General features: G+C 70.6%; 19 protein-coding genes. 7 read left to right on the top strand and 12 right to left on the bottom strand.

Annotated elements, in window-relative coordinates:
* Position 1: 1 nt before the first annotated feature.
* From OR600_RS01525 to OR600_RS01510, 4 genes are all read right to left on the bottom strand, one after another.
* Positions 2–586 carry a Sec-independent protein translocase subunit TatA/TatB gene (locus OR600_RS01525; protein WP_135978197.1) on the bottom strand — a complete coding sequence of 195 codons (585 nt, stop codon included), beginning with the start codon at positions 584–586 and terminating at the stop codon, positions 2–4.
* Between the two features lie 142 nt (positions 587–728).
* Positions 729–1,043 carry an STAS domain-containing protein gene (locus OR600_RS01520; RefSeq protein WP_135978198.1) on the bottom strand — a complete coding sequence of 105 codons (315 nt, stop codon included), beginning with the start codon at positions 1,041–1,043 and terminating at the stop codon, positions 729–731.
* Positions 1,044–1,117: 74 nt separating this feature from the next.
* Positions 1,118–1,837, bottom strand: coding sequence for a tetratricopeptide repeat protein (locus OR600_RS01515; RefSeq protein ID WP_265590516.1), 720 nt, complete (start codon positions 1,835–1,837; stop codon positions 1,118–1,120).
* A gap of 102 nt (positions 1,838–1,939) precedes the next feature.
* Positions 1,940–3,226 (bottom strand): aspartate aminotransferase type Ic, encoded by a 1,287-nt coding sequence (locus OR600_RS01510; RefSeq protein ID WP_265590514.1) that lies wholly within the window; start codon positions 3,224–3,226, stop codon positions 1,940–1,942.
* Between the two features lie 137 nt (positions 3,227–3,363).
* Here OR600_RS01510 and OR600_RS01505 point away from each other — a divergent pair, with 137 nt between their 5' ends.
* The gene (locus OR600_RS01505) at positions 3,364–3,618 is read left to right on the top strand and encodes a hypothetical protein (RefSeq protein WP_135978201.1); all 255 of its coding nucleotides are present in this window, start codon (positions 3,364–3,366) and stop codon (positions 3,616–3,618) included.
* 102 nt (positions 3,619–3,720) lie between these two features.
* Here OR600_RS01505 and nhaA read toward each other — a convergent pair whose 3' ends face one another.
* Positions 3,721–5,112 (bottom strand): Na+/H+ antiporter NhaA, encoded by a 1,392-nt coding sequence (gene nhaA, locus OR600_RS01500; protein WP_265590513.1) that lies wholly within the window; start codon positions 5,110–5,112, stop codon positions 3,721–3,723.
* 195 nt (positions 5,113–5,307) lie between these two features.
* Between nhaA and OR600_RS01495 the strand changes: the two genes are divergently transcribed.
* Complete coding sequence (locus tag OR600_RS01495; protein ID WP_265590512.1) at positions 5,308–6,201, top strand: DegV family protein; 894 nt, start codon at positions 5,308–5,310, stop codon at positions 6,199–6,201.
* 10 nt (positions 6,202–6,211) lie between these two features.
* Here OR600_RS01495 and OR600_RS01490 read toward each other — a convergent pair whose 3' ends face one another.
* The 6 genes from OR600_RS01490 to OR600_RS01465 all read right to left on the bottom strand — a co-directional run bounded on the left by OR600_RS01490 (position 6,212) and on the right by OR600_RS01465 (position 14,693).
* A complete protein-coding gene (locus tag OR600_RS01490; RefSeq protein ID WP_265590511.1) occupies positions 6,212–7,270 on the bottom strand; it encodes a nucleoid-associated protein in 1,059 nt (352 codons plus the stop codon).
* A gap of 65 nt (positions 7,271–7,335) precedes the next feature.
* Positions 7,336–8,118: a mechanosensitive ion channel family protein gene (locus tag OR600_RS01485; protein WP_135978205.1), complete on the bottom strand. Its 783-nt coding sequence runs from the start codon at positions 8,116–8,118 to the stop codon at positions 7,336–7,338.
* Between the two features lies 1 nt (position 8,119).
* On the bottom strand, positions 8,120–10,567 hold the full coding sequence (locus OR600_RS01480; RefSeq protein WP_265590510.1) for an ATP-dependent helicase: 2,448 nt from the start codon (positions 10,565–10,567) through the stop codon (positions 8,120–8,122).
* A 162-nt stretch (positions 10,568–10,729) separates the two neighbouring features.
* Positions 10,730–13,162, bottom strand: coding sequence for a homocysteine S-methyltransferase family protein (locus OR600_RS01475; protein WP_135978207.1), 2,433 nt, complete (start codon positions 13,160–13,162; stop codon positions 10,730–10,732).
* A 32-nt stretch (positions 13,163–13,194) separates the two neighbouring features.
* A complete protein-coding gene (locus OR600_RS01470) occupies positions 13,195–13,827 on the bottom strand; it encodes a vitamin B12 dependent-methionine synthase activation domain-containing protein (protein ID WP_204408126.1) in 633 nt (210 codons plus the stop codon).
* Positions 13,824–14,693 (bottom strand): methylenetetrahydrofolate reductase, encoded by an 870-nt coding sequence (locus OR600_RS01465; protein ID WP_135978209.1) that lies wholly within the window; start codon positions 14,691–14,693, stop codon positions 13,824–13,826. Before OR600_RS01465 ends, OR600_RS01470 begins: the two co-directional genes overlap by 4 nt.
* A gap of 189 nt (positions 14,694–14,882) precedes the next feature.
* Here OR600_RS01465 and OR600_RS01460 point away from each other — a divergent pair, with 189 nt between their 5' ends.
* The gene (locus tag OR600_RS01460) at positions 14,883–15,332 is read left to right on the top strand and encodes a hypothetical protein (protein WP_168354041.1); all 450 of its coding nucleotides are present in this window, start codon (positions 14,883–14,885) and stop codon (positions 15,330–15,332) included.
* A gap of 416 nt (positions 15,333–15,748) precedes the next feature.
* Here the strand turns inward: OR600_RS01460 and OR600_RS01455 are convergent, their stop codons facing one another.
* Positions 15,749–16,690: an undecaprenyl-diphosphate phosphatase gene (locus OR600_RS01455; RefSeq protein WP_135978211.1), complete on the bottom strand. Its 942-nt coding sequence runs from the start codon at positions 16,688–16,690 to the stop codon at positions 15,749–15,751.
* A gap of 217 nt (positions 16,691–16,907) precedes the next feature.
* Between OR600_RS01455 and OR600_RS01450 the strand changes: the two genes are divergently transcribed.
* From OR600_RS01450 to OR600_RS01435, 4 genes are all read left to right on the top strand, one after another.
* Positions 16,908–17,357 (top strand): universal stress protein, encoded by a 450-nt coding sequence (locus OR600_RS01450; RefSeq protein WP_135978212.1) that lies wholly within the window; start codon positions 16,908–16,910, stop codon positions 17,355–17,357.
* Between the two features lie 392 nt (positions 17,358–17,749).
* Positions 17,750–18,796, top strand: coding sequence for a coiled-coil domain-containing protein (locus OR600_RS01445; RefSeq protein ID WP_265590508.1), 1,047 nt, complete (start codon positions 17,750–17,752; stop codon positions 18,794–18,796).
* Positions 18,797–18,974: 178 nt separating this feature from the next.
* On the top strand, positions 18,975–19,952 hold the full coding sequence (locus OR600_RS01440; protein WP_135978214.1) for a DMT family transporter: 978 nt from the start codon (positions 18,975–18,977) through the stop codon (positions 19,950–19,952).
* An 87-nt stretch (positions 19,953–20,039) separates the two neighbouring features.
* Entirely contained in the window at positions 20,040–22,970 is a 2,931-nt protein-coding gene (locus OR600_RS01435) for an insulinase family protein (protein ID WP_265590506.1), read from the top strand.

Below are 22,970 nucleotides of genomic sequence, written 5' to 3'. Positions count from 1 at the left end.
GCTAGGCGCGGCTCCCTCCCTCCTCTCCGGCTGCGGGGTCTGCGGCCCCGGCGGGTGCCGGGTCCTCGGGGGCGGCGGTACTGGGATCGGCCGCGGGCGCCTTGGGCGCGAGGCCGTAGAGGGAGGCGGCGCTGCGGGGGTTGGCCCCGGGCTCGGAGGCGGGAGCCGCCTCGGACTCGGGCTCCTCGGCCGACGCGGGAACGGCGGGCGCATCGGCCGCGTCGTTCGCGGCCGCGGCGGCGCCGCCGGCCGCGGCCCCGTCGCGGGCGGCCTTCTCGGCGGCCAGGCGCGCCTTGCGCTCGGCGAAGGTCTCGGCGCTCCGCCGGGTGAGGTCGGCCGCCTCGATGTCGGCGTCCTCGTCGGTGGCCACCTTGGCCTTGACGCCGTCGGCACCGGCGGAGGCCGCCTTGGTCATGGGATCGATGACCTCGGACTGGACCACCTTGGTGACCGAGTCCTGTGCCTCGCGGAACTGCCTGAGGCCGCGGCCGATGGTGCGCCCCATGCCCGGCAGCTTGTCGGGCCCGAAGAGCAGGAACGCGAAGATGACGATGAGGACGAACTCGGTGTCTCCGATGCCAAACAATCGGGGCACCCCCTCCCTACATAGAAATGGGGACCGTCGGATGCGGCGGTCCCCACGGGTTCAGCGCATGTAAGCCCATACTTTAAGGCTTAGGCAACCTGGGTGCAAGATTCCCTTAAGAGTTGAGAATTGAAGAGACCGCCTAGGCCTCGTTGACGTTGAACTCGGAGCCCACGCCGAGGAGCGTGAGGACGCGCAGGACGTTGGGCTGGGGGCGGCTCACGGTGAGCTCGGAGCCCGCGTCTTGGGCGCGGTGCGCGGCGGCCACGAGCACGCCGATGCCGGTTGAGTCGATGTAGGGCACCTGAGCCATGTCGACGTCGATGGTGGCGACGTCGTCCTCCAGGACGCTGGCCAGGGCCTCGGTGAGGTCGGGGGCGCAGGAGACGTCCACCTCGCCGAGGATGACGACGTCGACGTGGGATCCCGTCTTTTCGGTCTTCACAGAGAGAGACATGGGGCCTTCCTCTTCTTCCTCTTCATGCGCCTCGGGCGCGGATCAGCCAACGGTGCGGGTGGTACATCCCTCGGTCACGAGGAGGGCTGGGTCGTGTCCAACTTCTGGGAGAGCGCCTCGGCGCCGCCGGACTCGCTGGCGGCCGAGCCCTTGAGGCTCGAGAGCATCTGCTCGCAGTAGCTCTTGACGCCCGCGGCGCCGTCGGGATCCGCGTCGATGCCGTGCTGGTAGGCGTCCATGGCGTCCTGGGTGCTTCCCTGATTCTGATACATCATACCGAGGTTGGCCCACGCGGGCGCGTAATTGGTCTCGTCCGCAACGGATTTAAGGCTTTCGATACAAGCCGCGGTGTCCCCGGCGTAGTAGTCACACAGGGCGCGGTCCACGGCGGCGTTCCTGGCCTCGTCGCTCTCGAGGGAGCCCTCGAGGTTCAGGTAGGCGCCGAAGGCCTGCCGGGCCTGGTCGAGGAGCTCCTTGGCCTCGGACTGCTCGTCGTCGTTGCCGGCGTAGGACTCAGCGTAGATGCCCCACTGGTAGTAGGCCTGGGCGAGCTTGAGCTGGGCGGCCTTGTCGCCGCCGTCGCGGTCCACGGCCTCCTTGGCGCTGTCCACCTCGGGCCGGTACTTGGAGGCCGCCCCGTCGAAGGACGTGGGTGCTGACGAGGTGGTGGGCTGGGACGCGAATATCTGGGAGAAGGAGGGCAGCAGGATGGACACGACCATGATCACCGACACCACGACGACGGCGACCTCCTTGCCCGTGGGCTTCTTACGGCCCTTCTTGGAACCGGCCACAGCACCTCCACGCATAGGTCCGTAACGAGACTTCTCGAAGCAAGGGGGAAGCTTATACCAACCCCCGGCGCTTCAATCAGATGCAACCCATTCTCCAGAACTTCAACGAAGTCCGCGGGCCTCGGCGGCCAGCTGTGCGCTCACAAGGCGGGCGCAGGCGCAGAAGACCTCGAGGGCGGCGTCGAGCTCCTCCAGCGTGGGGTAGCTGGGAGCGATGCGGATGTTGGAGTCCCTGGGATCGTCGCCGGGCCAGGTGGCGCCGGCACCGGTGAGGGTCACACCGGTCCGACGGCAGAGCTCCACGATGCGCGAGGCCGAGCCCTCGGGGCCCTCGAAGGAGACGAAGTAGCCGCCGCGGGGCGTGGTCCACGTGGCGCAGCCGGTCTCGCCGAGGCCCTCGGAGAGGCGCCGCTCCACGAGCTCGAAGCGCGGGCGCAGGACCTCGGCCAGCCGGGCCATGTGGGCGCGCACGGCGTCGACGTCGGGGAAGGAGCGCACGTGCATGAGCTGGGACATCTTGTCGGGGCACACGCGCTCCACGGCGAAGGAGCCCTTGAGGTCGGCGATGTCGGCCGGGCTGGCGGCCACGGCGGCGATGCCGGAGCCGGGGAACGTCACCTTGCTGGTGGAGGCGAACTCGTAGACGAGCGCATCCCGGCCCTCCCCGGCCAGCACGTCGAAGATGTTCAGCAGCTCGTCGCCCTCGTCGTAGAGGTTGTGGACCGCGTAGGCGTTGTCCCAGTACACGCGGAAGTCGGGTGCGGCGGGGCGAAGGGCCGCCATGCGGCGCACGGTCTCGTCGGAGTAGGTGATGCCGCAGGGATTCTGGTACTTGGGCACGCACCAGATGCCCTTGACCGACGGGTCGGCCACGAGCCCCTCCACGACGTCCATGTCGGGGCCCTCCGGCGTCATGGGCACGGGCACGTTCTCGAAGCCGAAGTGCTCGGTGACGGCAAAGTGCCGGTCGTAGCCCGGGGCCGGGCAGAGGAAGCGCAGCGGACCCTGGGCACACTGGGGCTTGGCGCCGCGGACGCCGCGGACGAAGCCGTGGGCCACGCAGTCGAACATGAGGTTGAGCGAGGAGGACCCCGCCACGACCACCTGGGACGCCGGGACGCCCATGAGGGAGGCCATGAGGGCGCGGGCCGAGGGAAGGCCGTCGGGCACGCCGTAGTTGGCGGCGTCCTGGCCCTGGTCCTCCAGGCAGGAACCGGAGTCGAGGGCGTCGAGCATGGACCGGGAGAGGTCCACCTGCTCGCGCGAGGGCTTGCCGCGGGCCATGTCCAAGGAGAGCCCCTTGGCGGCCAGGGCGTCGACGTCGGCCTGCAGGCGGTCGACCTCCGCGGCGAGGGCCGCGTCGTCCAGTGCGAGGTACACGTTGTCCATGGGTCCCCCTCGGGTCCGGTGGGCTTCGGCTGACAGAGAAGTATAGACGGCCCGGCGCCGAGCGGCTTGCTATGATGGCCCGGTCGGCGGGCGTGTTCGCGCGCCCGAAACAGGCCGCCGGGGAAAGGGGCGCAGCGATGTCGGAGACCTGGCAGGAATCGCCCGAGCACGGGGAGCTCCAGCGCCTCGTGGACCTGCTCTTCGCGACCGAGACGCGCGCAGACCGCTTGGACGCCCTGGTCCTGGCCCAGTCCCACGACCTCTCCGAGGACCTCGTGGAGGTGGTCTCGCTCCTGCCGCCCATGGGGCTCACGCGGCCGCAGTTCTGCGACCAGATCAACTCCACCCTGGCCGCCCACGGCTGGGGGCGCCGCTACGGCATCGTGAGCTGAGTCGCCCCCGCGGGATGCCCCTATCGCGAAGAAAAGGGACGCGCCCTCCCCGGACCGGTGCCGGGGAGGGCGCGCCTTGTTGGCAGGACATGGGAGGCGACGTCACCCCTCGGACGACGCCCTCCCCTTGCGGCCCGTGGCCATCATGTAGACGCAGCCCACGACGGCGGCGACCACCGAGCACGACAGGATTGCGCACTTGGCCGCCAGCACCTCGGCGGGCTCGGTGAAGGCCAGGCCCGAGATGAGGATGGACATGGTGAAGCCGAGGCCGCCCATGATGCCCACGCCGGTGACCTGGTGCCAGTCGACGCCGCGGGGCAGCCGGGCGAAGCCCACCTTCACCAGCACCCAGGTGACGAGGATGATGCCCACCGGCTTGCCCACGAGGGCGCCGAAGAACGAGCCGAGGGTCACCGGGTCGGAGACGATGGCCATGGGATCGACGCCGATGAGGCGCACCTGGGCGTTCACGAAGGCGAAAATCGGCAGGATGACGAAGTTCACCGGCACCGTGATGGCGTGCTCCATGCGCTGGAGCGGCGGGGTCACACGGTGCATGACGCGCTCGACGCCCGAGGCGATGCGGGTGAACCCGTGCTGGCCGAGGACGTCCAGGTCGCCGTCGTAGGCGTTGTCGAGCTCGCGGCTCTTGGACTCGAGCCAGGGGCGCAGGGCCGTGAGGCGGATGTCGCTCGTGCAGGGCAGGAACAGCGCCAGCACCACGCCGGCGAGCGTGGCGTGGATGCCCGAGTTGAACATGCAGAACCACAGGGCCAGGCCCACCACCACGTAGCTGCGCGCGGTGTAGACGCGGGCGTAGTTGAGCAGCGCGAGGACCAGGACGCAGGCCAGGGAGGCCGCGAGCCAGGGGATGGACGGGGCGTGGCCGTAGAACAGGGCGATGACCACGATGGCGAGGATGTCGTCGGCGATGGCCAGGGTGGAGAAGAAGACCTTGGTGGCGGGGGCCACGCGATCTCCCAGCAGGCTCATGACGCCCAGGGCGAAGGCGATGTCGGTGGCCATGGGGATGGCCCAGCCGCCGATGCCGGGGCCGCCCACGTTGAAGGCGACGTAGATGAGGGCGGGCACGACCACGCCGCCCACAGCCGCCAGCATGGGCAGGGCGGCCTGGCGCGGGTTCTTGAGCTCGCCGACGGTCATCTCGTACTTGAGCTCTATGCCCACGAGCAGGAAGAAGACGGCCATGAGGAAGTCGTTGACGAACACCTCCACCGAGAGGGTGCCCACGAGGGGACCCACGCCCAGCGTGAGGGGCTCCATGAGGAAGTGGTGCACCGCCTCGTAGGCCGGGGTGTTGGCCACCACGACGGCCACGAGGGCCGCGAAGACCATGACCGCCGCGGCCACGGTGCCGTTGGACGTCAGCTTCTGGCGGCGGAGGCGCTTCCTGCGGCGCTCCCTGACCTTGGGCTCCGAGATGATGACGATGGGCTTCTCCCCACCGTCGACGTGCTGGTTCTGTGCCATGGCAAGCGGCTCCTTAGTACGCCGTCGATTCATCGAACGTCGATTTTATCAGCTCGCTAACAGATAGTATGGAGGCCTCGGGGACTCCGGAACGGAGGGCCCCGTCGGCAAATCCACCGCGAACACGGGGTAGGTACCCGGGGGCATGGCCACCGAGCACCTGCCCCTGCACAACCGAAAGGGTGACACGCCTCCATGAACGCCCAGAAGATAGCCGTCGTGACCGACACCGGCACCAACGTGCCAGCGGACTTCGCCGAAGCGCACGACATCAGACAGATCCCCCTCCAGATCAACTACACCGAGGGCAGCTTCCGCTCCGGCGTGGACATCACGGCCGAGGAGGTGATCGAGCGGTTCTCCACCGAGATCCCCACCACCTCGCTGCCGAGCCCCGCCTCCATCAGGGAGACCTTGGAGCAGGCCAGAGCCGACGGCTACGAGAAGGCCGTCGTCGTGACCATCTCCTCGGGGCTCTCGGCCACCAACCAGACCTGCCACCTCGTGGCCAAGCAGATGGAGGACTTCCCCGTGGCCGTGGTGGACACCAGGTCCATCGGCGTGGCCGCCGGCATGACCGTCATGGACTGCGCCCTCATGGTCGAGGCCGGCGTGGACTTCGACCTGCTGGAGGAGCGCCTCAACGCCGAGGCCGAGCAGACGTGGGTGCTCTTCTCGCTCGACGAGCTCTCGTTCCTGCGCCACGGCGGTCGCATCTCCGAGGCCACCTACCGCCTGGGCTCCGCCCTCAACATCAAGCCGATCTTCGAGTGCGACGAGGAGGGCAGGTACCGCACGGTCAAGAAGTGCCGCGGCCGCGAGCGTGCCCTCAAGGCCACGGTGGACCTCATCGCCGAGCGCGCGAGGCTCTACAAGGACGTGGTGCTGGCCTGCGCCTCCGCCACCGGCGACGACCCGATGCCCGAGCGCTACGTGGCCCTGCTCCAGGAGAAGGTGGGCAACGCCTGCGGGCTCATCCGCTCCAGGCTCTCGCCGGACCTGCTGGTGCACACCGGCCCCACGCTCATCGGCATGGCGGTGCAGCCGGCGATGCCCGAGATGGCGGAGTGGATGGCGGCCCGGGCGTAGGCGCTGGGTCCTACCGGTTCTCGATGGCCCCCACGTTCTTGATGCGGATGCTCAGCGTGCCGTCGAGGTTGCTCTCGAACTCCAGGAAGTCGGGGTTCTTGCCGTACTCGGCCGGGAACGTGATGTCGATGCCCGTGTCGGTGCGGATCTTGTGCTTGGCGGCCACGCGGCGGGCCACCTCGGGCTCCACCGACACACGGTCGGGCAGGTTCTGCTCGGCGGCCTCCTCGACGAAGCGGTCGTGCATCTGCGGGGCGTCGGCGAAGACGTCGCGGGCCAGCTGCTCGGGGACCAGGACCTCGTCGGTCTCGGCGTTCTCGGAGACATAGGCCTTGGCCCGGGCCACGGCGGCGGCGGGGTTGGCGCCGAACTCGTCGGCCACGGCCCCCACGAGGTCGCACACCCCCTGCACGACCTCCTTGCTCGAGGCCTCGCTCGTGCACTGGAGCAGGGCCTCGGGCAGCAGCTCCACGCTGCGGCCGGCCACCACCCGGGGCTCGTCGCAGAAGCGCACGTCGCCCGTGGCCGACACCACGGCGAACGACCGCACCTTCTGGGAGGGGTTGGGCAGGATGGCGTGATGCCGGGCGATGGAGGCCAGGGTGTGGCCCAGCTCGTCGCGGCCCACCTCGTGCATGTAGGCGCGGCGGCTCTCCAACATCACGATGGCCAGGTACCGCGGCGCCTGGGAGCGGTACATCATCTCGATGTCCTCCTCGCCCAGGCCGTCCACGGTCTCCTCCTCGCGGCCCTCGAAGTCGATGAAGAGCAGGTCGAACGAGGGGGTCTCCTCCATCTGGCCCATCTGGCCGATGAGGAACTCGGCGGCGACGGCCGTGAACGGGGCGAAGTCGGCGTTGCCGCGGAAGAAGGCCACGGCCTCCTTGGCGAAGGCGCTGTCGGGCAGGAAGGCCCCGCGGCGGGCGTCCAGGTTGGAGAGGGCGCGGCGGGCCTGGGAGGTCACATAGCGCTTGACCTCGTCGTCGGCGAGGTCCATGGGTGCCTCGGAGAAGACCTTGACGCAGGACTTGCCCTCGTAGCTGTGGAGAATGGCCTGGTTGACGCGCATGGGTGTTCCTTCCTCGGAAGTCGGGGCGGAGACGGCGGGACGCCGCTGCGGGGTTGGGGGAGGGGTCAGGCCAGGTAGCTCGCCCCTTCGAGGGCACGGACCACGGCGTCGGTGGCGGCCTGGAAGGTCACCGACGGGTCGACGTCGAAGTAGACGCTCACCTTGGTGCCGTCGCTGCCCGTGGCGGTGCACACCACCCGGGTGGCGCTCGCCGGGTCGGCGGTGCGGCCGAGGGCCTTGTCGGCGGCCTCCCGGATCTTGGCACAGGCGTCGGCCACGTCGCACCCGGCCTTGAGGGTGACGTCAAGGCTGGTCATGTTGGCCTGGCGCACCGCGATCTTGGTGATGGCCGACGAGTTGAGCTGGGAGTTTGGCACCACCACGGCGTTGCCCAGACGGTCGCGCACCGTGGTGTCGCGCCAACTGACGTCGGTCACCTGGCCGGTGATGCCGTTGACGGTGATGTAGTCGCCCGGCTTGATGGTCTTGGTGACCATGAGCGTGAGGCCGCCCACCAGGTTGGAGATGGTGGTCTGAAGGCCCAGGGAGACGGCGATGGAGGCGGCGCCGAGGGACGTGATGAGGGCGTTGGGGGCGACGCCGAAGACCGGCTGCAGGATCATGAGCAGCGCGATGATCCATACCGTCCCGCGCACGACGTTGACGAAGATCGACGCGTTGGGGACGTCGGCCTTCTCCAGGCCCTCCCGGGTCATGCGGGTGAGCACGCGCTCCACGCACCGGGCGACGACCGCCATCACCGCCACGAGGATGACCTTGCCCACCAGCACGCCGAGGTCGCTCTTGAAGAACGTCGCCACGTCGGCCGTCATCGTCCCGACACCCATGTCACTGCACCTTGACGATGGGGGCGAAGCCCTTCATGAGCTTCTTGGTCTGGCCGCTCTTGGCGAAGCGCACCTCGAGGGTGTCGCCCTTCACCGCCACCACGGTGCCGGAGCCGAACGTCTTGTGGTGCACGCGGTCGCCCGGCTCGAAGCTCTCGGCGGCTTTGCGGGGATCCTTGCGCACCGGAGCCGGCCGGGCCGTGCCCGAGGAGCGCGTCTGGTTGCCAAAGACCGAGCCCCCGTACACCGAGGAGCCCGTGCCGGAGCCGAAGGTGCCGCGGCGGTCGCCGCGCTTCTCCCAGCCGGTGCCCGAGAAGCCCGCCGAACCCACGCCGGTCACCTTGATGTGGCTCTCGGGGATCTCGTTCACGAAGCGGCTGCGGGGGTTGGCCTGGGTGGCGCCCCAGGTGCGCCGCGTGGCGGCATAGGTGAGGTAGAGGCGCTTGCGGGCCCGGGTGATGGCCACGTAGGCCAGGCGGCGCTCCTCCTCCAGGCGGGCCGGGTCGGAGTCGTGCGTCAGGTTGGGGAACAGCCCCTCCTCCATGCCGCAGACGAACACCACGGGGAACTCCAGGCCCTTGGCGGAGTGGATGGTCATCATCGTGATGGCGCTCGTCTGGCCCGAGAGGCTGTCGAGGTCGCTGCGGAGGGCCAGCCACTCCATGAAGGCGGGCAGCTGGGAGGAGGCCACGGCGCCGAAGCCGCCGTCGGCCGCGGGCGCGGCGCCCTCGTCCGGCGCGGCGAACAGGGCGCCCTGGCCGTCGTCGTCCACGGGCTGCGGGGCGGGTACGGCGCCGGGGTCGTCGGCGGCCTCGGCACCGGCCACGCCGGCCTCGCGGAGCTCCGCCAGCGACTCCAGGGCCGAGACCACGTCGTCGTGGCTCTCGTCGAACTCCTGGGCGATGAGCAGGAACTCGCGGATGTTCTCGATTCGTCCCTCGGCCTCGGGCGTGCGCTCGGCCTCGAGGGCGGCCACGAGCCCGGAGCGCTCCACGATGAGCTCCACCACGCGGGAGAGCTCGCCCTCGTAGTGGCGGGCCTCCTCCACAGCGCTCGTCCAGGCCGCCAGGGCGTTGCGCACCTTGGGCGAGAGGAGCCCGGCCTCGGCCACGCAGGCCTGGGCGGCCGAGAAGAACGGGGTGCCGTGGGTCGCGGCGTAGGCGGCTATCTTGTCCTGGGAGGTGGCACCGATGCCGCGGCGGGGCACGTTGACCACGCGGCGGGCCGAGACGTCGTCGGCCGGGTTGAGCACGAGCTTGAGGTAGGCCATGACGTCGCGGATCTCGGCGCGGTCGAAGAAGCGCGTGCCGCCCACGATCTTGTAGGGCACGCCGGCACGCAGGAACATGTCCTCGAGGATGCGGCTCTGGGCGTTGGTGCGGTAGAAGACCGCCATGTCGTCGTAGGGGGTGCCGGCGGCGTGCAGGCGCTCGATCTCGGCAGCCACCCAGCGGCCCTCGTCGCGCTCGTCGGCGGCCTGGTAGGCCGAGATGGGCTCGCCGTCGCCCTCGTCGGTGAACAGGCGCTTGGGCTTTCGGTGGGAGTTGTTGGCCACCACGGCGTTGGCCGCGGCCAGGATGTGGCCCGTGGAACGGTAGTTCTGCTGCAGCTTCACCACGCGGGCGTCGGGGTAGTCCTTCTCGAAGTCCAGGATGTTCTGGATGTCGGCGCCGCGCCAAGAGTAGATGGACTGGTCGTCGTCGCCCACCACCATGAGGTTGCGGTGGAGCTCGGCCAGCCTCTTGGTGATGAGGTACTGCACATGGTTGGTGTCCTGGTACTCGTCCACCGAGATCTGGACGAAGCGCCGCTGGTAGCGGGCCAGCACCTCGGGGTGCCTCTCGAACAGGAGGAGCGTGTTCACGAGCAGGTCGTCGAAGTCCATGGCGTTGGCCACCATGAGGCGGCGCTGGAGCTCGGCGTAGACCCGGGCCGCCTTCTGGGTGGCGGGGTCGGCCGCCTGGGCGGCCATCTCGTCGGCGTCCACCATGGCGTTCTTGGCGGCACTGATCTTGGAACGGACCATGTTGACGGGAAACTGCTTGGTGTCGATGTCGAGGTCGGCCATGATGGCCTTGACCAGGCGCTTGGAGTCGTCGTCGTCGTAGATGGTGAAGTTGGGACGGTAGCCCAGGAGCTCGGCGTCGTCGCGCAGGATGCGCACGGCCATGGCGTGGAACGTGCACACCCACATGCCGCGTGTGCCCCCGGGGAGCAGGGCGCCCAGGCGCTCGCGCATCTCCGCGGCGGCCTTGTTGGTGAACGTGATGGCCAGGACCTGCCAGGGGGCCACGCCGAGGTCGGCCACCATGTGCGCGATGCGGTGCGTGAGCACGCGGGTCTTGCCCGAGCCGGCGCCGGCGAGCACGAGGAGCGGGCCCTCGCAGGTGAGGACCGCCTCGCGCTGGGCGTCGTTGAGCGAGTCGATGTCGATGGCGCTTTCTTGCATGGGGTCCCTCCGGGCGCGGCTGGGTGCGGTGCGGCCCTCCAGTCTAGCAGTGGCGGGCGGCGCGTCGGCGACGGGTACCGGCCGGGAGGGCGGGCCCGGCCGGTACGACGCCGGGAGGGCGGGGCGGCGGTTCGGTGGGACGGCCTTCGATGGGGAGGGCCGCTACGCGTAGACCTCCGAGAGGATCCGCGCGCTCTCCGCCGCGTCCTTGGCGTAGGCGTCGGCGCCCACCATCTCGGCGTACTCGGGGTTGAGCACGGCGCCGCCCACGAAGACGAAGGTGCCCGGGGCCCTCTCGCGCAGGAGCTCGACGGTCTCGGCCATGGCCTTGACCGTGGTGGTCATGAGCGCCGAGAGGCCCACCACGCGGATGCCGGTCTCCTCCACGGCGGCGAGCACGGCCTCCGGGGGCACGTCGCGGCCCAGGTCAACGACGTCGTAGCCGTAGTTCTCCAGCAGCATCCTCACGATGTTCTTGCCGATGTCGTGGATGTCGCCCCTCACCGTGGCGAGAATCACGCCGCCCTTGCCGCCCGAGGAGCCCTCGGGCATGGCGGCCCTGATGACGTCGAAGCCCGCGCCGGCGGCCTCGGCCGAGGCCATGAGCTGCGGCAGGAACATGGTGCCCGCCTCGAAGCGCTCACCCACCTCGTCCAGCGCGGGGATGAGCACGGAGTCGATGAGGTCCAGGGCGTCGCGGCTCCCCAGCAGGCGGCGGACGACCTCTCCCATGGGGCCCTTTCGGCCCGAGAGGATCAGCTGCCGGGCCAGGTCCTCGTCGGTGGCGGGCGCCCCCTCCCCCGCCCCGCCGACAGCCGTGGCCGGCCCGGGCGCCGTGGCCGCCGCGGCGTCGGTGCGGCCGGCGCAGCCCTCGATGTAGGCCCGGGCGCCGCCGTCCTCGCCGTCGAGCACCCGGTGCACGGCCACGACGTCGGCGCTGCGGGTGTCCAGCGGGTTCATGATCGGCATGGTGAGGCCTGCCGAGAGGGCCTCGGCCAGGAACGTCGCGTTCACGAGCGGCCGCAGGGGCAGGCCGAACGATATGTTGGAGACGCCGAGCATGGTCTGCACCGGCAGGGACGCGCGCACGAGGCGCAGGGCCTCGAGGATCTGGGCCACGCCACCCTGGTCGGTGGAGGCGGCCATGGCCAGGCAGTCTATGGAGACGTCCTCCGGGGCGATGCCGGCCTCCTCGGCCCGGGCAACAATGCGCCGCGCGATGGCCGCGCGCTCCCCGGCCGTGGACGGAATGCCGTCCTCGTCCAGCGTGAGGCCCACGACGGCGGCGCCGTGGCGGGCGGCCACGGGCAGCACGGCGGCCAGGGACTCCTCGGAGCCGTTGACGGAGTTGATGAGCGGCTTGCCGGCGTAGGCGCGGCAGGCGGCGTCGAGGGCCGCCGGGTCGGTGGAGTCCACCTGCAGCGGCAGGTCGCAGGCTGCCTGCACGGCGCCCACGGCAGCGGCGAGCACGGCGGGCTCGTCCAGCTCGGGCAGGCCGCAGTTGACGTCGAGGAGGTCGGCGCCGGCGTCGCGCTGGTCGAGGGCCTCGGCCACCAGGTAGTCGAGGTCGCCGGCGCGCAGCGCCTCCTTGAGACGGCGCTTGCCCGTGGGGTTGATCCGCTCGCCCACCACGGCCACCCGGTGCCCGCCCACCGGCAGCCCCACGAGCCGGCGGGCGCTCGCCACGGTGAAGGCCGGCACGTAGGCGGGCGCCGGCAGCTCGGCCCCGTCCAGGAGGCGCCGGAGCCCGGCGATGTGGCTACCGGTGGTGCCGCAGCAGCCGCCCAGGACGGTGGCGCCGGCGGCCACGAGGTCGGCGGCGGCGGCCACGTACTCCTCGGGCCCCACGGAGAATACCGTGCGGTCCCCCTCCATGTGGGGCAGGCCGGCGTTGGCCTGGCACACCACGGGCACGCGCGACACCCGGGCCATGGCCTCCACCACAGGCACCAGGCGGTCGGGCCCCAGGGAGCAGTTGACACCCACCGCGGCGGCCCCGGCGGCGGACAGCGTGGCCGCGGCCACGTCGGGCGGCGTGCCCAGGAACGTGAGACCGTCCTCACCAAAGGTCATGGTCACGACCACCGGGATGTCCAGGACCTCGCGGCACACCCGGAGCGCGCACTTGGCCTCCAGGAGGTCGCCCATGGTCTCGATGACCACGAGGTCGGCGTCGGTGGCGGCCACGGCCTCGGCCTGCTCGCGGTAGAGCGCCTCGCACTCGTCCAGCGTCATGGGCCCCAGGGGCTCGAGCAGGGCGCCCGTGGGCCCCATGTCGGCCGCCACGTAGCGCGCGCCGGCGCCGCGGGCCAGGGCCACGGCCGCCGAGAAGACCTCGGCCACGGTGGCGCGCCCGGCCAGCTTGGCGGCGTTGGCGCCGAAGGTGCAGGCCGTGACCACGTCGGCGCCGGCCTCCACGTAGGCGCGGTGCACGCCGGCCACGAGGTCGGGGTCCGAGAGCACCAGCAGCTCGGGCACGGCGCCGGGGGCCATGCCCCGGGCCTGGAGCATGGTGCCCAGGCCGCCATCGAAGAGCAGGAAGGCCTCGCGGGCCAGGGCGGCGCCGAGCAGGTCGGCGGGCTTCTCGTCGGTCATGGGGTCACCCTCCTCGGTGGGCGCGTGGCGGGTCAGGCGGGCCCGATCCCCACCACGGCCGTCACGGACTTCATCGGCACCATCAGCAGGCTCTCGGTCAGCGTGACGCCCAGGCGCCGGCCTGCATCCAGGGCGTCGAGCAAGGCGGGCTGCACCGAGAGCGGCAGGTCCCCGTAGCCGGGGCTGTAGCGGCGCGTGGGCACGAGGCCCCGGGCCGCGGCCCAGGCGTCCACGGCGTCGTTGCAGGCGTCGGCGCCCTGCTCCACGAGGTCGATGGCGCAGGCGTCGTAGACGAGCGCCCCCACCGGGTCGCGGGAGGCGTCGCGGACGGCCACGGCGTCGGGTCCGGGCCCGCACGTCACGGCCAGGAGCGCCACGGCCCGGGCGTCCCCGAGCAGCACCTCCATGGAGCGGCCGGGCAGCACCAGGCCCGTGCCGCCCACGACGAACCCCTCGGGGCCCGGCGCCACGGGGCATGCGCGCCACACCCAACGGGGGCGCACCTCGGCGGCGGCGCGGGCCATGACGGCCGAGAGGCGCCCCTCCAGCTCGGGGCCCAGCTCCTGCCCCCTGTGCCCCAAGTAGCGGAGCACCTCCGAGCGATCGGGCGAGAACGACCCCGCGCCCGCCAGGATGCCTGTGGCGGCGGCGCAGGCGGCGCTCATCGGCCCTCGCCGCGCGCGGCGGCGGCGCAGGCGGCGGCCACCCCGGGGCGGTTCATGGTGTAGACGTGCAGGCCGTCCACGCCGTGGGCCGCGAGGTCGGCCAGCTGGTCGCAGGCGTACTCCACGCCGGCCGCGCGCAGGGCCTCGGGGTCGTCCTCATAGCGGGCCAGGAGCTTGACCACGGCCGCGGGCATGCTGGCCGCGCACATGAAGACCATGCGGCTCACCTGGGACTTGGACATGAACGGCATGATGCCGAAGGAGACGGGCACCGTGACGCCCGCCTTGTCGCAGCGCTCGCGGAAGCGGCAGCAGGCCTCGTTGTCAAAGCAGAGCTGGGTGAGGAGGAAGCTCGCGCCGGCGTCCTGCTTGGCGCGGAGGTAGGCCACGTCCACCTCAGGGTCCAGGCACGAGATGTGCCCCTCGGGGTAGGCGGCCGCCCCCACGCAGAAGCCCTCATCCACCAGGAAGGGGATCATGTCGCTGGCGTGCTCGAAGTCCCCGGGCCCCACATCGGGCCGCGGGTCGCCGCGCAGGGCGAGCACGTTGCGGATGCCGGCGGCGCGCATCTGGGCGCACTTCTCGGCCAGAGCGGCGCGGGTGAGCCCCTGGCAGGTGAGGTGGGCCACCGTGGGGATGCCGTGGTCACGCTGGATCATGGAGGCGACCTCCACGGTGGGGCCGGCGTTGCCGGAGCCGCCGGCGGAGTAGGTCACCGAGACGAACGCGGGGTCGAGGGGCGCGAGGTCGGCGGCCAGGGAGCGGGCCTCCTCGGCGGAGAGCTCCCCCTTGGGCGGGAAGATCTCGAACGAGACGGGCTGCCTGAAATCGCGGAAGATCTGGGCTACGGTGCGGTCTGCGGTCATTGCGGCTCCTCCGGGCACGGCGGCGTTTTGCCTAGGGTAGGCCATGGGGGCCGGGGCCGGGACGGTTGCAACGAAGCCGAAAAGGGACGCGGGGCACACACCGGCTCCTCGCATTAGACTCGAGCACTTATAATAGGTCGGGTCACGCCATGGCATGCGAAGCTATGACCGACTACACGGTGATACGTCATGGCCAGTCAAATAACCAAACAACAAGGGGTCCTCCTGATCCTGATAGGGGGATCCATTGTTTTTATTCTGATAGCACTGGTATCAAGTGATCCTTCTGAAATAAGCCATCATACCGAAAGAAAATCAATGCCAGTTTTCGAAGACCACGGTCAAACACAGCGAACAGACCCACCCCCGGCGGACCCAGCCGACCAGAAGGGCCTGGTGACCGGCACCGCGGTGCGCACGCTTTACCTCGGGACGATTGCCGAGATCGACGACGATTCGCTGACCGTGACGACGGACGACGGAGACACGCTCACCTTCACCTTCTCCCCTCCCCGCAGCGCCACCGAATCGCCGGACGGCCAAGGGATGACCGTCGGCAGCCACGTCGCCATCTACTCATGGAACGACACCGACCCCCATGGCGCCTTGATCATCAGCTCGATTTACCTCGACCGGTAGGAAGGGTCGTCGATCCCGAGACCGTCAACCCCGGGTCCGTGCCGGGGCCGCCGCGAAGGGCCTCCGATGCGCGATGAAAACGCGAAAGCCCTCCAGTGCGCGATTTCATCGCCACGAACGGCCTCCAGTGCGCGATTCTCGGCCCGTTTCACGCACTCGAGGCCGCTCACGGCAGTTCGGCCGCGCATCGGGGGCCGTTCACGCCACCGTCGCGCACTCGATGCCGTTCGCAGCGTGCACGTCGCGCATCGGAGGCCGTTCGCGCCCCTGTCGCGCATCCACTGCCACTCGCGGCGCAACGGCCGCGCACTCGAGGCCGTTCGCGGCGCCCCTGTCGCGCATCCGCGCCCCCTCCCCACGAAGAAGGCCCCGCCGCGGGCGCATCCGCGACGGGGCCTCGCAACCGGAACGCTCCCCTACCTCACCACGAGGAAGTACAGGATGACCAGCGCGCCCAGGACGATGCGGTACCAGCCGAACGCCTGGAAGTCGTGCCTGCGCACGAAGTCCATGAGGAACCGGATGGCCAGGATCGACACCACGAAGGCCACGATGCAGCCCACGGCCAGCACCGACCCCTCGGCGGCCGTGAGGGCGTTGCCGGCCAGGAAGTACTTGGCCAGGCGCAACACGGAGGCGCCGAACATCACGGGGATGGCCAGGTAGAACGTGAACTCGGCCGCCACGGTGCGGGTGCAGCCCAGAAGCAGGCCGCCGATGATGGTGGAGCCGGAGCGCGACGTGCCGGGCACGAGCGACAGGATCTGGAAGCAGCCGATGCCCACGGCCCGCCCCATGTCGAGCTCCTCGATGGTCTGCACGGGCTGGTCGGCGTCCGCGAGCTCGGCCTTGGTGGCCTGGGGCAGCACGGCCTCCTCCTGCACCTTGAGGTGCCTGGGATGGGGGGCGTCGGCAAGCTCCGCGGCCCGGGCCATGGCGCGGCCCTCGCGCACGTGCTCGATGGCGATGAAGGCCACACCGTAGACGATGAGGGCGGCGGCGATGACGAAGGGGCCGGAGAGGTGCTCCTCCATCCAGTCGTCCAGCGGGATGCCCACCACGGCCGCCGGGATGCAGGCCACCACGATCTTGGCCCAGAGCGACCACGTGCCGCGGCGCTCCTCGGGCGTCTTGGACGGGGCGAAGGGGTTCAGCTGCCGGAAGTACAGCACGCATACAGCCAGGATGGCCCCCAGCTGGATGACCACGAGGAACATGTTCCAGAAGTCCTCGGAGACGTCCAGCGACACAAACTGGTCGAGGAGCAGCATGTGCCCCGTGGAGGAGATGGGCAGCCACTCTGTGACCCCCTCCACCAGGCCGAACAGTGCCGCCTTGAGCAACTCGACGATGTCCACGCTCACTCCTTAACCATCGTTGGCGCCCACAGGCTCGTCCACGGGCAACCGGTTCCGGGCCTATCCATGATGGACCCTCGGTTGGCATGCACTAGCCTTTTCACCGTTTCTCTCAACGGCCCCGTGCGCAAGGGCTTTCAGGCAGCGTAGTATTTTGTCCGTCGGACGCGTCGCCAGCCGGCGCCATCGCTCGGCCCGAGGGCCGATAAGGAGGGTCATGGTTTCGTACAAGGATATGGGTTACAAGCTGGTCTTCGTCTCGCTCGACGGCTCCGACCAGCAGGGGGTCGTGCTCGAGCGCGCCATCACCGTCGCCGTAAACAACGGCGCCAGGCTCGTGGTGGGCCACGTGGTGGACACCTCGGCCCTCGAGGCCGCCGGCGAGCCCCATGACGGCTACGTCGAGAAGCGCACGGCCGCGTTCAAGGAGTCCGTGACGCCGGTGCTCGAGGAGGCCCAGGCCCACGGCGGGCTGGAGGAGTACGAGGTCGTGGTGGAGCTGGGCCGCGTGCGCGAGACCCTCAAGGACAAGATGCTCGACGCCGTGCACCCCGACATCGTGGTCTGCGGCGCCCGTGGGCTCTCCAACATCAAGTACGCGCTCCTCGGCTCCATCTCCACCTTCCTGGTGCGCGAGAGCGACTGCGACGTGCTCGTGGTCAAGTAGGTCCCGAGACGGGCCCCGGCCCGTCGCCGGCACGACCCCGCCGCTGCCCGAGAGGCCGCGATAACCGGGCCCCGGCGCCGCCCCTCCCGCGGGCGGCGCCGGGGCCCCATGCAAAAACGCGAGCACCGTTTGGTAGGGACCGGTGGAAGCGGGGCGCAAAAACGATGCCCCGTTTTTCCATCGTGCGGCATATCGTTTGATGTTTATGCAATTCCCGCCGGTTAAGGCATATGCGGAGTTCATGGACCTTTCTGGATGAGTGTATGGTTGCATAACCCGGGACACCCCCGGGCCCTGCGGGCGTCGCCCGCCCCGCGCCGGCCCGCACCTTGGGAGGCGCCCCTCGCCGGCCCTGCGCCGCGAGCCCCTGTCCCCAACCGGAGGAGTGTGGCATGGAGAGACCTTCGATCGCGTCGCGCCTTCTCGGCACGGCCCTCGCGCTGCTTCTTGCGGGCGCACTCGTGCCCTGCAGCGCCCTCGCCGACGCCGACGCCCCCGAGGCCGACCTTTCGGAGCTCCAGGAGCGCATCGAGTCGTCCGGCGCCGCGTTCGACGAGGCCACCGCCAAGGCCGCCGAGCTCGAGCAGCAGGCGGCGGAGAACCAGAAGCGCATCGACGAGGTCGAGGCACAGCTCCCCGGCCAGCGCGAGAAGGCCTCGGCCGCCATCAACGCCAGCTACAAGATGCACCAGGACAGCCCGGGCCTGCTCGGCCTCGTGCTCTCGTCCAACGACTTCAACGAGCTCCTCGCCACCATCACCTACCTCAACGCCGTGGAGGACCACAACGTCGACCAGGTGCAGCGCCTGGCCGACCTCCAGGACGAGCTCGACCGCAACCAGAGCGAGCTCGAGCAGAAGCTCTCCGAGGCCGAGGAGCAGAAGGAGGAGGCCGAGACCGCGCTCCAGGAGGCCAAGGCCGCCCGCGAGGAGGCCCAGCGCCAGGCCGAGGAGAAGGCCCGCCGCGAGACCGAGGAGGCTGCCGCCGCCGTGGCCGCCGCCCAGGCCCAGGCCGGCCAGGAGGCCCAGCTCGCCGCCCCCTCCCAGGCCACGCCCAGCTCCGTCGACTGGAGCCAGGACAAGCAGGCCTTCGTGGGCCACTGGGCCCCGCGCATCGACGCTTACCTCGCAGGCTCGCCCCTCGGCGGCCAGGGCAAGACCTTCGCCGACGCCGCCTGGGACTACGGCGTGGACCCGCGCTGGTCGCCCGCCATCTCCAACACGGAGAGCTCCAAGGGCCTCTACTGCTTCAAGCCCCACAACGCCTGGGGCTGGGGCAGCTCCAGCTGGGGCAGCTGGGAGGAGGCCATCCGCGACCACGTGGCCGGCCTCGCCCGCATCTACGGCCCCACCATCTCCATGGAGGCCGCCCGCAAGTACTGCCCGCCCAACGCGGACCACTGGTACAGCGCCACCCTGGCCGAGATGGAGCGCATCTAGCGCCCGGAGGGGCGCCCTGCGGCACACACCACCGGCATCCGAGGCCGGCACCCCCACCGGGTGCCGGCCTTTTTCCTCGCCGCGGTGGCGGCGCGGTGTCTGTCCCCCAGTTTCTCCAGGACCACGCCGGGGGTACAATCGCTCCTTGCGTAACCAGACCGAAACCGAAGGGGGACCTGTGGCCCAAGACACCCAGCCCGCACTCGCAGAGAACGGCGACGAGGTCCGGGCCGTCCCGGGCGAGCCCCTCGGCGAGACGGGTCCGGACGCGCCCTCCCCGCGCTCCGTCGCGGCCACGGGCGTGGCCTGCACCCTCGTGGGTGGCATGCTCTGGGGCCTCTCGGGCACCTGCTCCAAGATCCTCATGGGCGCCTGGGGCATCGAGCCCCTCTGGCTCGTCTGCGTGCGCCAGGTGCTCGCCGGCGTGCTGCTCCTGGCCATGGCCCTCGTACGCAACCCCCGCGTGGTGAGCGACCTCGCGCGCCGCCGCCGCGACGTGCTCCAGCTCCTGGCCTCGGCCCTCCTGGGGATGTTCCTCAACTCCTGCTGCTACCTCTACGCCGTGGACCTCACGGACTCCGGCACGGCCACCATCCTGCAGTCGCTCTCCATCCCCATGGTGCTGGTCTACGTGTGCCTGCGCACCCGCCGCGCGCCGCGCCGCCGGGAGCTCGCCGGCCTCGTCCTGGCCCTGGCCGGCGTGTACCTCGTGGCCACCCACGGCGACCTCGGGGCGCTCCACATCTCGCCCGCCGGCCTGGCGTTCGGCATCGGCTGCGCCACGGGCGCGGCCGTCGTGGCCGTGCTGTCCCGCCGCCTCCTGGCCGAGTACGGCTCCATGGCCATCGTGGGCATGGAGATGGTGATCGTGGGCGGCTCGCTGTGCGTCGCCGTGCGGCCCTGGGAGAGCATGCCCGCCTTCGACGCGGGCGGCTGGGGCCTCCTCGCCTTCACCGTGGTGGCCGGCACGGTCCTCGCCTACGGCCTGTTCTTCCAGGGCGTCAAGAACCTCGGTGCCTACAAGGCCAACCTCCTCGGCACCGTCGAGCCGGTCACGGCCACCGTGGCCAGCGTGCTGCTCACCGGTACGGCCTTCGTCCCGGCGGAGCTCGCGGGCTTCGCGGCCATCCTCGTCATGGTGTTCCTCACCAGCTGAACAGGCACATCACCGGCCGCCCCTCGCTCGGGGGCGCACCCCGTAGGGCTATAGTCTCCTAGATACCGCGAACCCCGAGGAGGACCCATGGACCCCAAGACCACCCACGCAGACGAGCTCGCCCCGGGCGAGGTGCACGCCGGCTTCGAGGTCGTGAGCGCCGAGGAGGTGCCCGAGGTCGACGGCTGGGCCTACGTCCTCACCCACCGCGCCACCGGGGCCCGGCTCCTGTGGCTCGCCAACGCGGACGAGAACCGCGCCTTCTCCATCGCCTTCAAGACGCCGCCCGCGGACGACACGGGCGTCTTCCACATCCTCGAGCACTCCGTACTCGACGGCTCGGCCAAGTACCCGGTGAAGGAGCCCTTCGTCAACCTGCTCAAGAGCTCCATGCAGACGTTTCTCAACGCCATGACCTTCCCGGACAAGACCATGTACCCGGTGGCCTCCACCAACGTGGCCGACCTCGAGAACCTCATGGACGTCTACCTGGACGCCGTGCTCGACCCTAACATCTACCGCCGCCCCCGCATCTTCGAGCAGGAGGGCTGGCACTACGAGCTGGAGTCGCCCGACGCGCCGCTCACCATCAACGGCGTCGTGTTCAACGAGATGAAGGGCGCGCTCTCGGACCCCGAGGACGTGCTGTTCATGGAGCTCAAGCGCCAGCTCTTCCCCGACACCTGCTACCGCCACGAGTCGGGCGGCAACCCCGAGGCCATCCCCGACCTCTGCTACGAGGAGTTCGTGGACGCCCACCGGCGCCACTACCGCCTCGACAACTCCCACACCGTGCTCTACGGCGACATCGACATCGACCGTGAGCTCGCCTTCCTCGACGAGCGCTTCTCGGCCGCCGAGGTGCGCGGCGAGGAGGGCCCCAACGAGCTCGCGATGCAAGGGCCCGTGTCGCCCGCGCCCCTCGAGGTGCCGCTGGCCACCGCCCCCGACAACCGCTGCGTGGGCCTGGGCTACGTGATCGGCACATGGGCCGACCGCGAGCGCGTGCTGGCCGCCGACATCCTGCTCGACACCCTCATGGGCTCCAACGAGGCCCCGCTCATGCGCCGCATCATCGACGCCGACCTGGGCGACGACGCCTGCGCGTTCGTGGTGGACGGCATGGCACAGCCCATGGTCGTCTTCGAGCTCAAGGGCGCCAAGCCCGGCGTCGCCGAGAGGCTCCGCGCCCTCGTGGAGGGTGCCTGCGCCGAGCTGGCCGACGCCGGGGTGCCCTGCGACCGCCTCCAGGCCTCCCTGGCCCAGGCAGAGTTCAACCTGCGCGAGGGCGACTTCGGCTACCCGGACGGCGTGGCCCTGGCCGTGTGCGCCATGGGCAGCTGGCTCTACGACGAGGACGACCCGCTCTCCTACGTGCGCTACGAGGACGCCTGCCGCGACCTCGGCGACTCCATGGGCCTCGGCATCTTCGACCGCCTGCTGCGCGAGGCCGTGGTGGAGAACCCCCACAGCGCCCTCGTGTGCGTGGAGCCCCAGGAGGGCACCGGCACGGCCCGCGAGGCCGAGCACCTGGCCCGCATCAAGGAGGCCATGGACACCGCGTGGCTCGAGGACGTCATGGAGGAGGCCCGGGCCCTCAAGGAGGAGCAGCAGCGCCCCGACGACCCCGCCGACGTCGCCAAGCTGCCCCACCTCACGCTAGCGGACATCGCCGAGGCCCCGGCGCCCGTGACCTCCCGCGAGGTCGAGGCGCCCTACCCCTGCCATGTGTACGACCTCGACACGCACCGCATCGACTACACCTATGCGTACTTCGACCTCGAGCGCCTCGCGTGGCCCGAGCTCCCCTACGCCCAGGTGCTCGCCTGCCTGCTCGGCAAGCTCGACACCCGGCGCCACACGGCGGCCGAGCTCGACTGCCTGCTCGAGTCGACCCTGGGCGACTTCTCCACCTTCATCGAGACCTACGGCGACGCCGACGACCCCCTGGGCGTGGCGCGGCCCAGGTTCGTGGTGGGCGCGGCCTCCCTCTCCGAGAAGGTCGACGGCCTCGCGAGCCTGCCCATGGAGGTGTGCCTCGAGACGCTCTTCAAGGACACCGAGCGCATCCGCGCCATCCTCACCCAGCGCCGTGTGGCCATGGAGCAGGGCTTCATCGGCTCCGGCCACAGCGCCGCGCTCGCCCGCTGCCGCAGCTACTACTCCCGCGGGGCCCTCGTGGCCGACGCCGTCTCGGGCATCGGCTTCTACCGGTTCCTCGTGTCGCTGCTCGACTCCTTCGACCGCCGCGCCGCGTCGCTCTGCGAGGTGCTCCGCAACCTCCAGGGCCGCATCTTCAAGGGCGACGGGCTGGAGACCTCGTTCGCCGGCGCCCCCGGCGACGTGGAGCGCTACTGGGAGGCGGCGGGCGACCTCGGCCTCATGAACGACGGCCATGCCACCAAGACCCAGCTGGAGGTCCCCGAGCCCGAGCCCGCCCGCGAGGCGTTCACCATCCCTGCCAACGTGTGCTTCGTGGGCCGCGCCGCCGCCGGCCTCACGCTGCCCCGGGACCCGGTTGCCTATAACGGCTCCTGGCTCGTCGCGTCCCGGGCCCTTAGTTATGGGTACCTCTGGAACGAGGTGCGCGTCCTGGGCGGCGCCTACGGGGCCGGCTTCAGCGGGACGCCGGCCTCGGTGATGGGGTTCTACTCCTACCGCGACCCTGCGGTGGACCCGACCCTCGCCGCATATGCCGGCGCGGGCGCGTGGCTTTCCGGGTGGGACCCCGCCGCCTCCGACCTGGAGGGCTTCGTCATCTCCACGGTGGCGGGCCTCGACGCGCCGGTGAAGCCCCGTGCCGCCATGCGGCGCGAGGACAAGCTGCGCATCTCGGGCCGCGGGCCCGCGTGGCGCGCCCAGGTCAGGCAGGAGGTGCTCGACTCGTCGGTCGACACGGTGCGCGCCCTCGGCGCCGCCGTGGCCCAGGTGGGCGAGACGGGCGGCGTCTGCGTCATCGGAGGCGCGGACATCATAGCGGCATCCACGGCCGAGCTCGAGGTGTCGCGCCTCGTCTGA

Source organism: Granulimonas faecalis (assembly GCF_022834715.1).
Classification (GTDB): Bacteria; Actinomycetota; Coriobacteriia; order Coriobacteriales; family Atopobiaceae; genus Granulimonas; species Granulimonas faecalis.
This window is presented reverse-complemented; position numbering and strand designations above follow the sequence as displayed.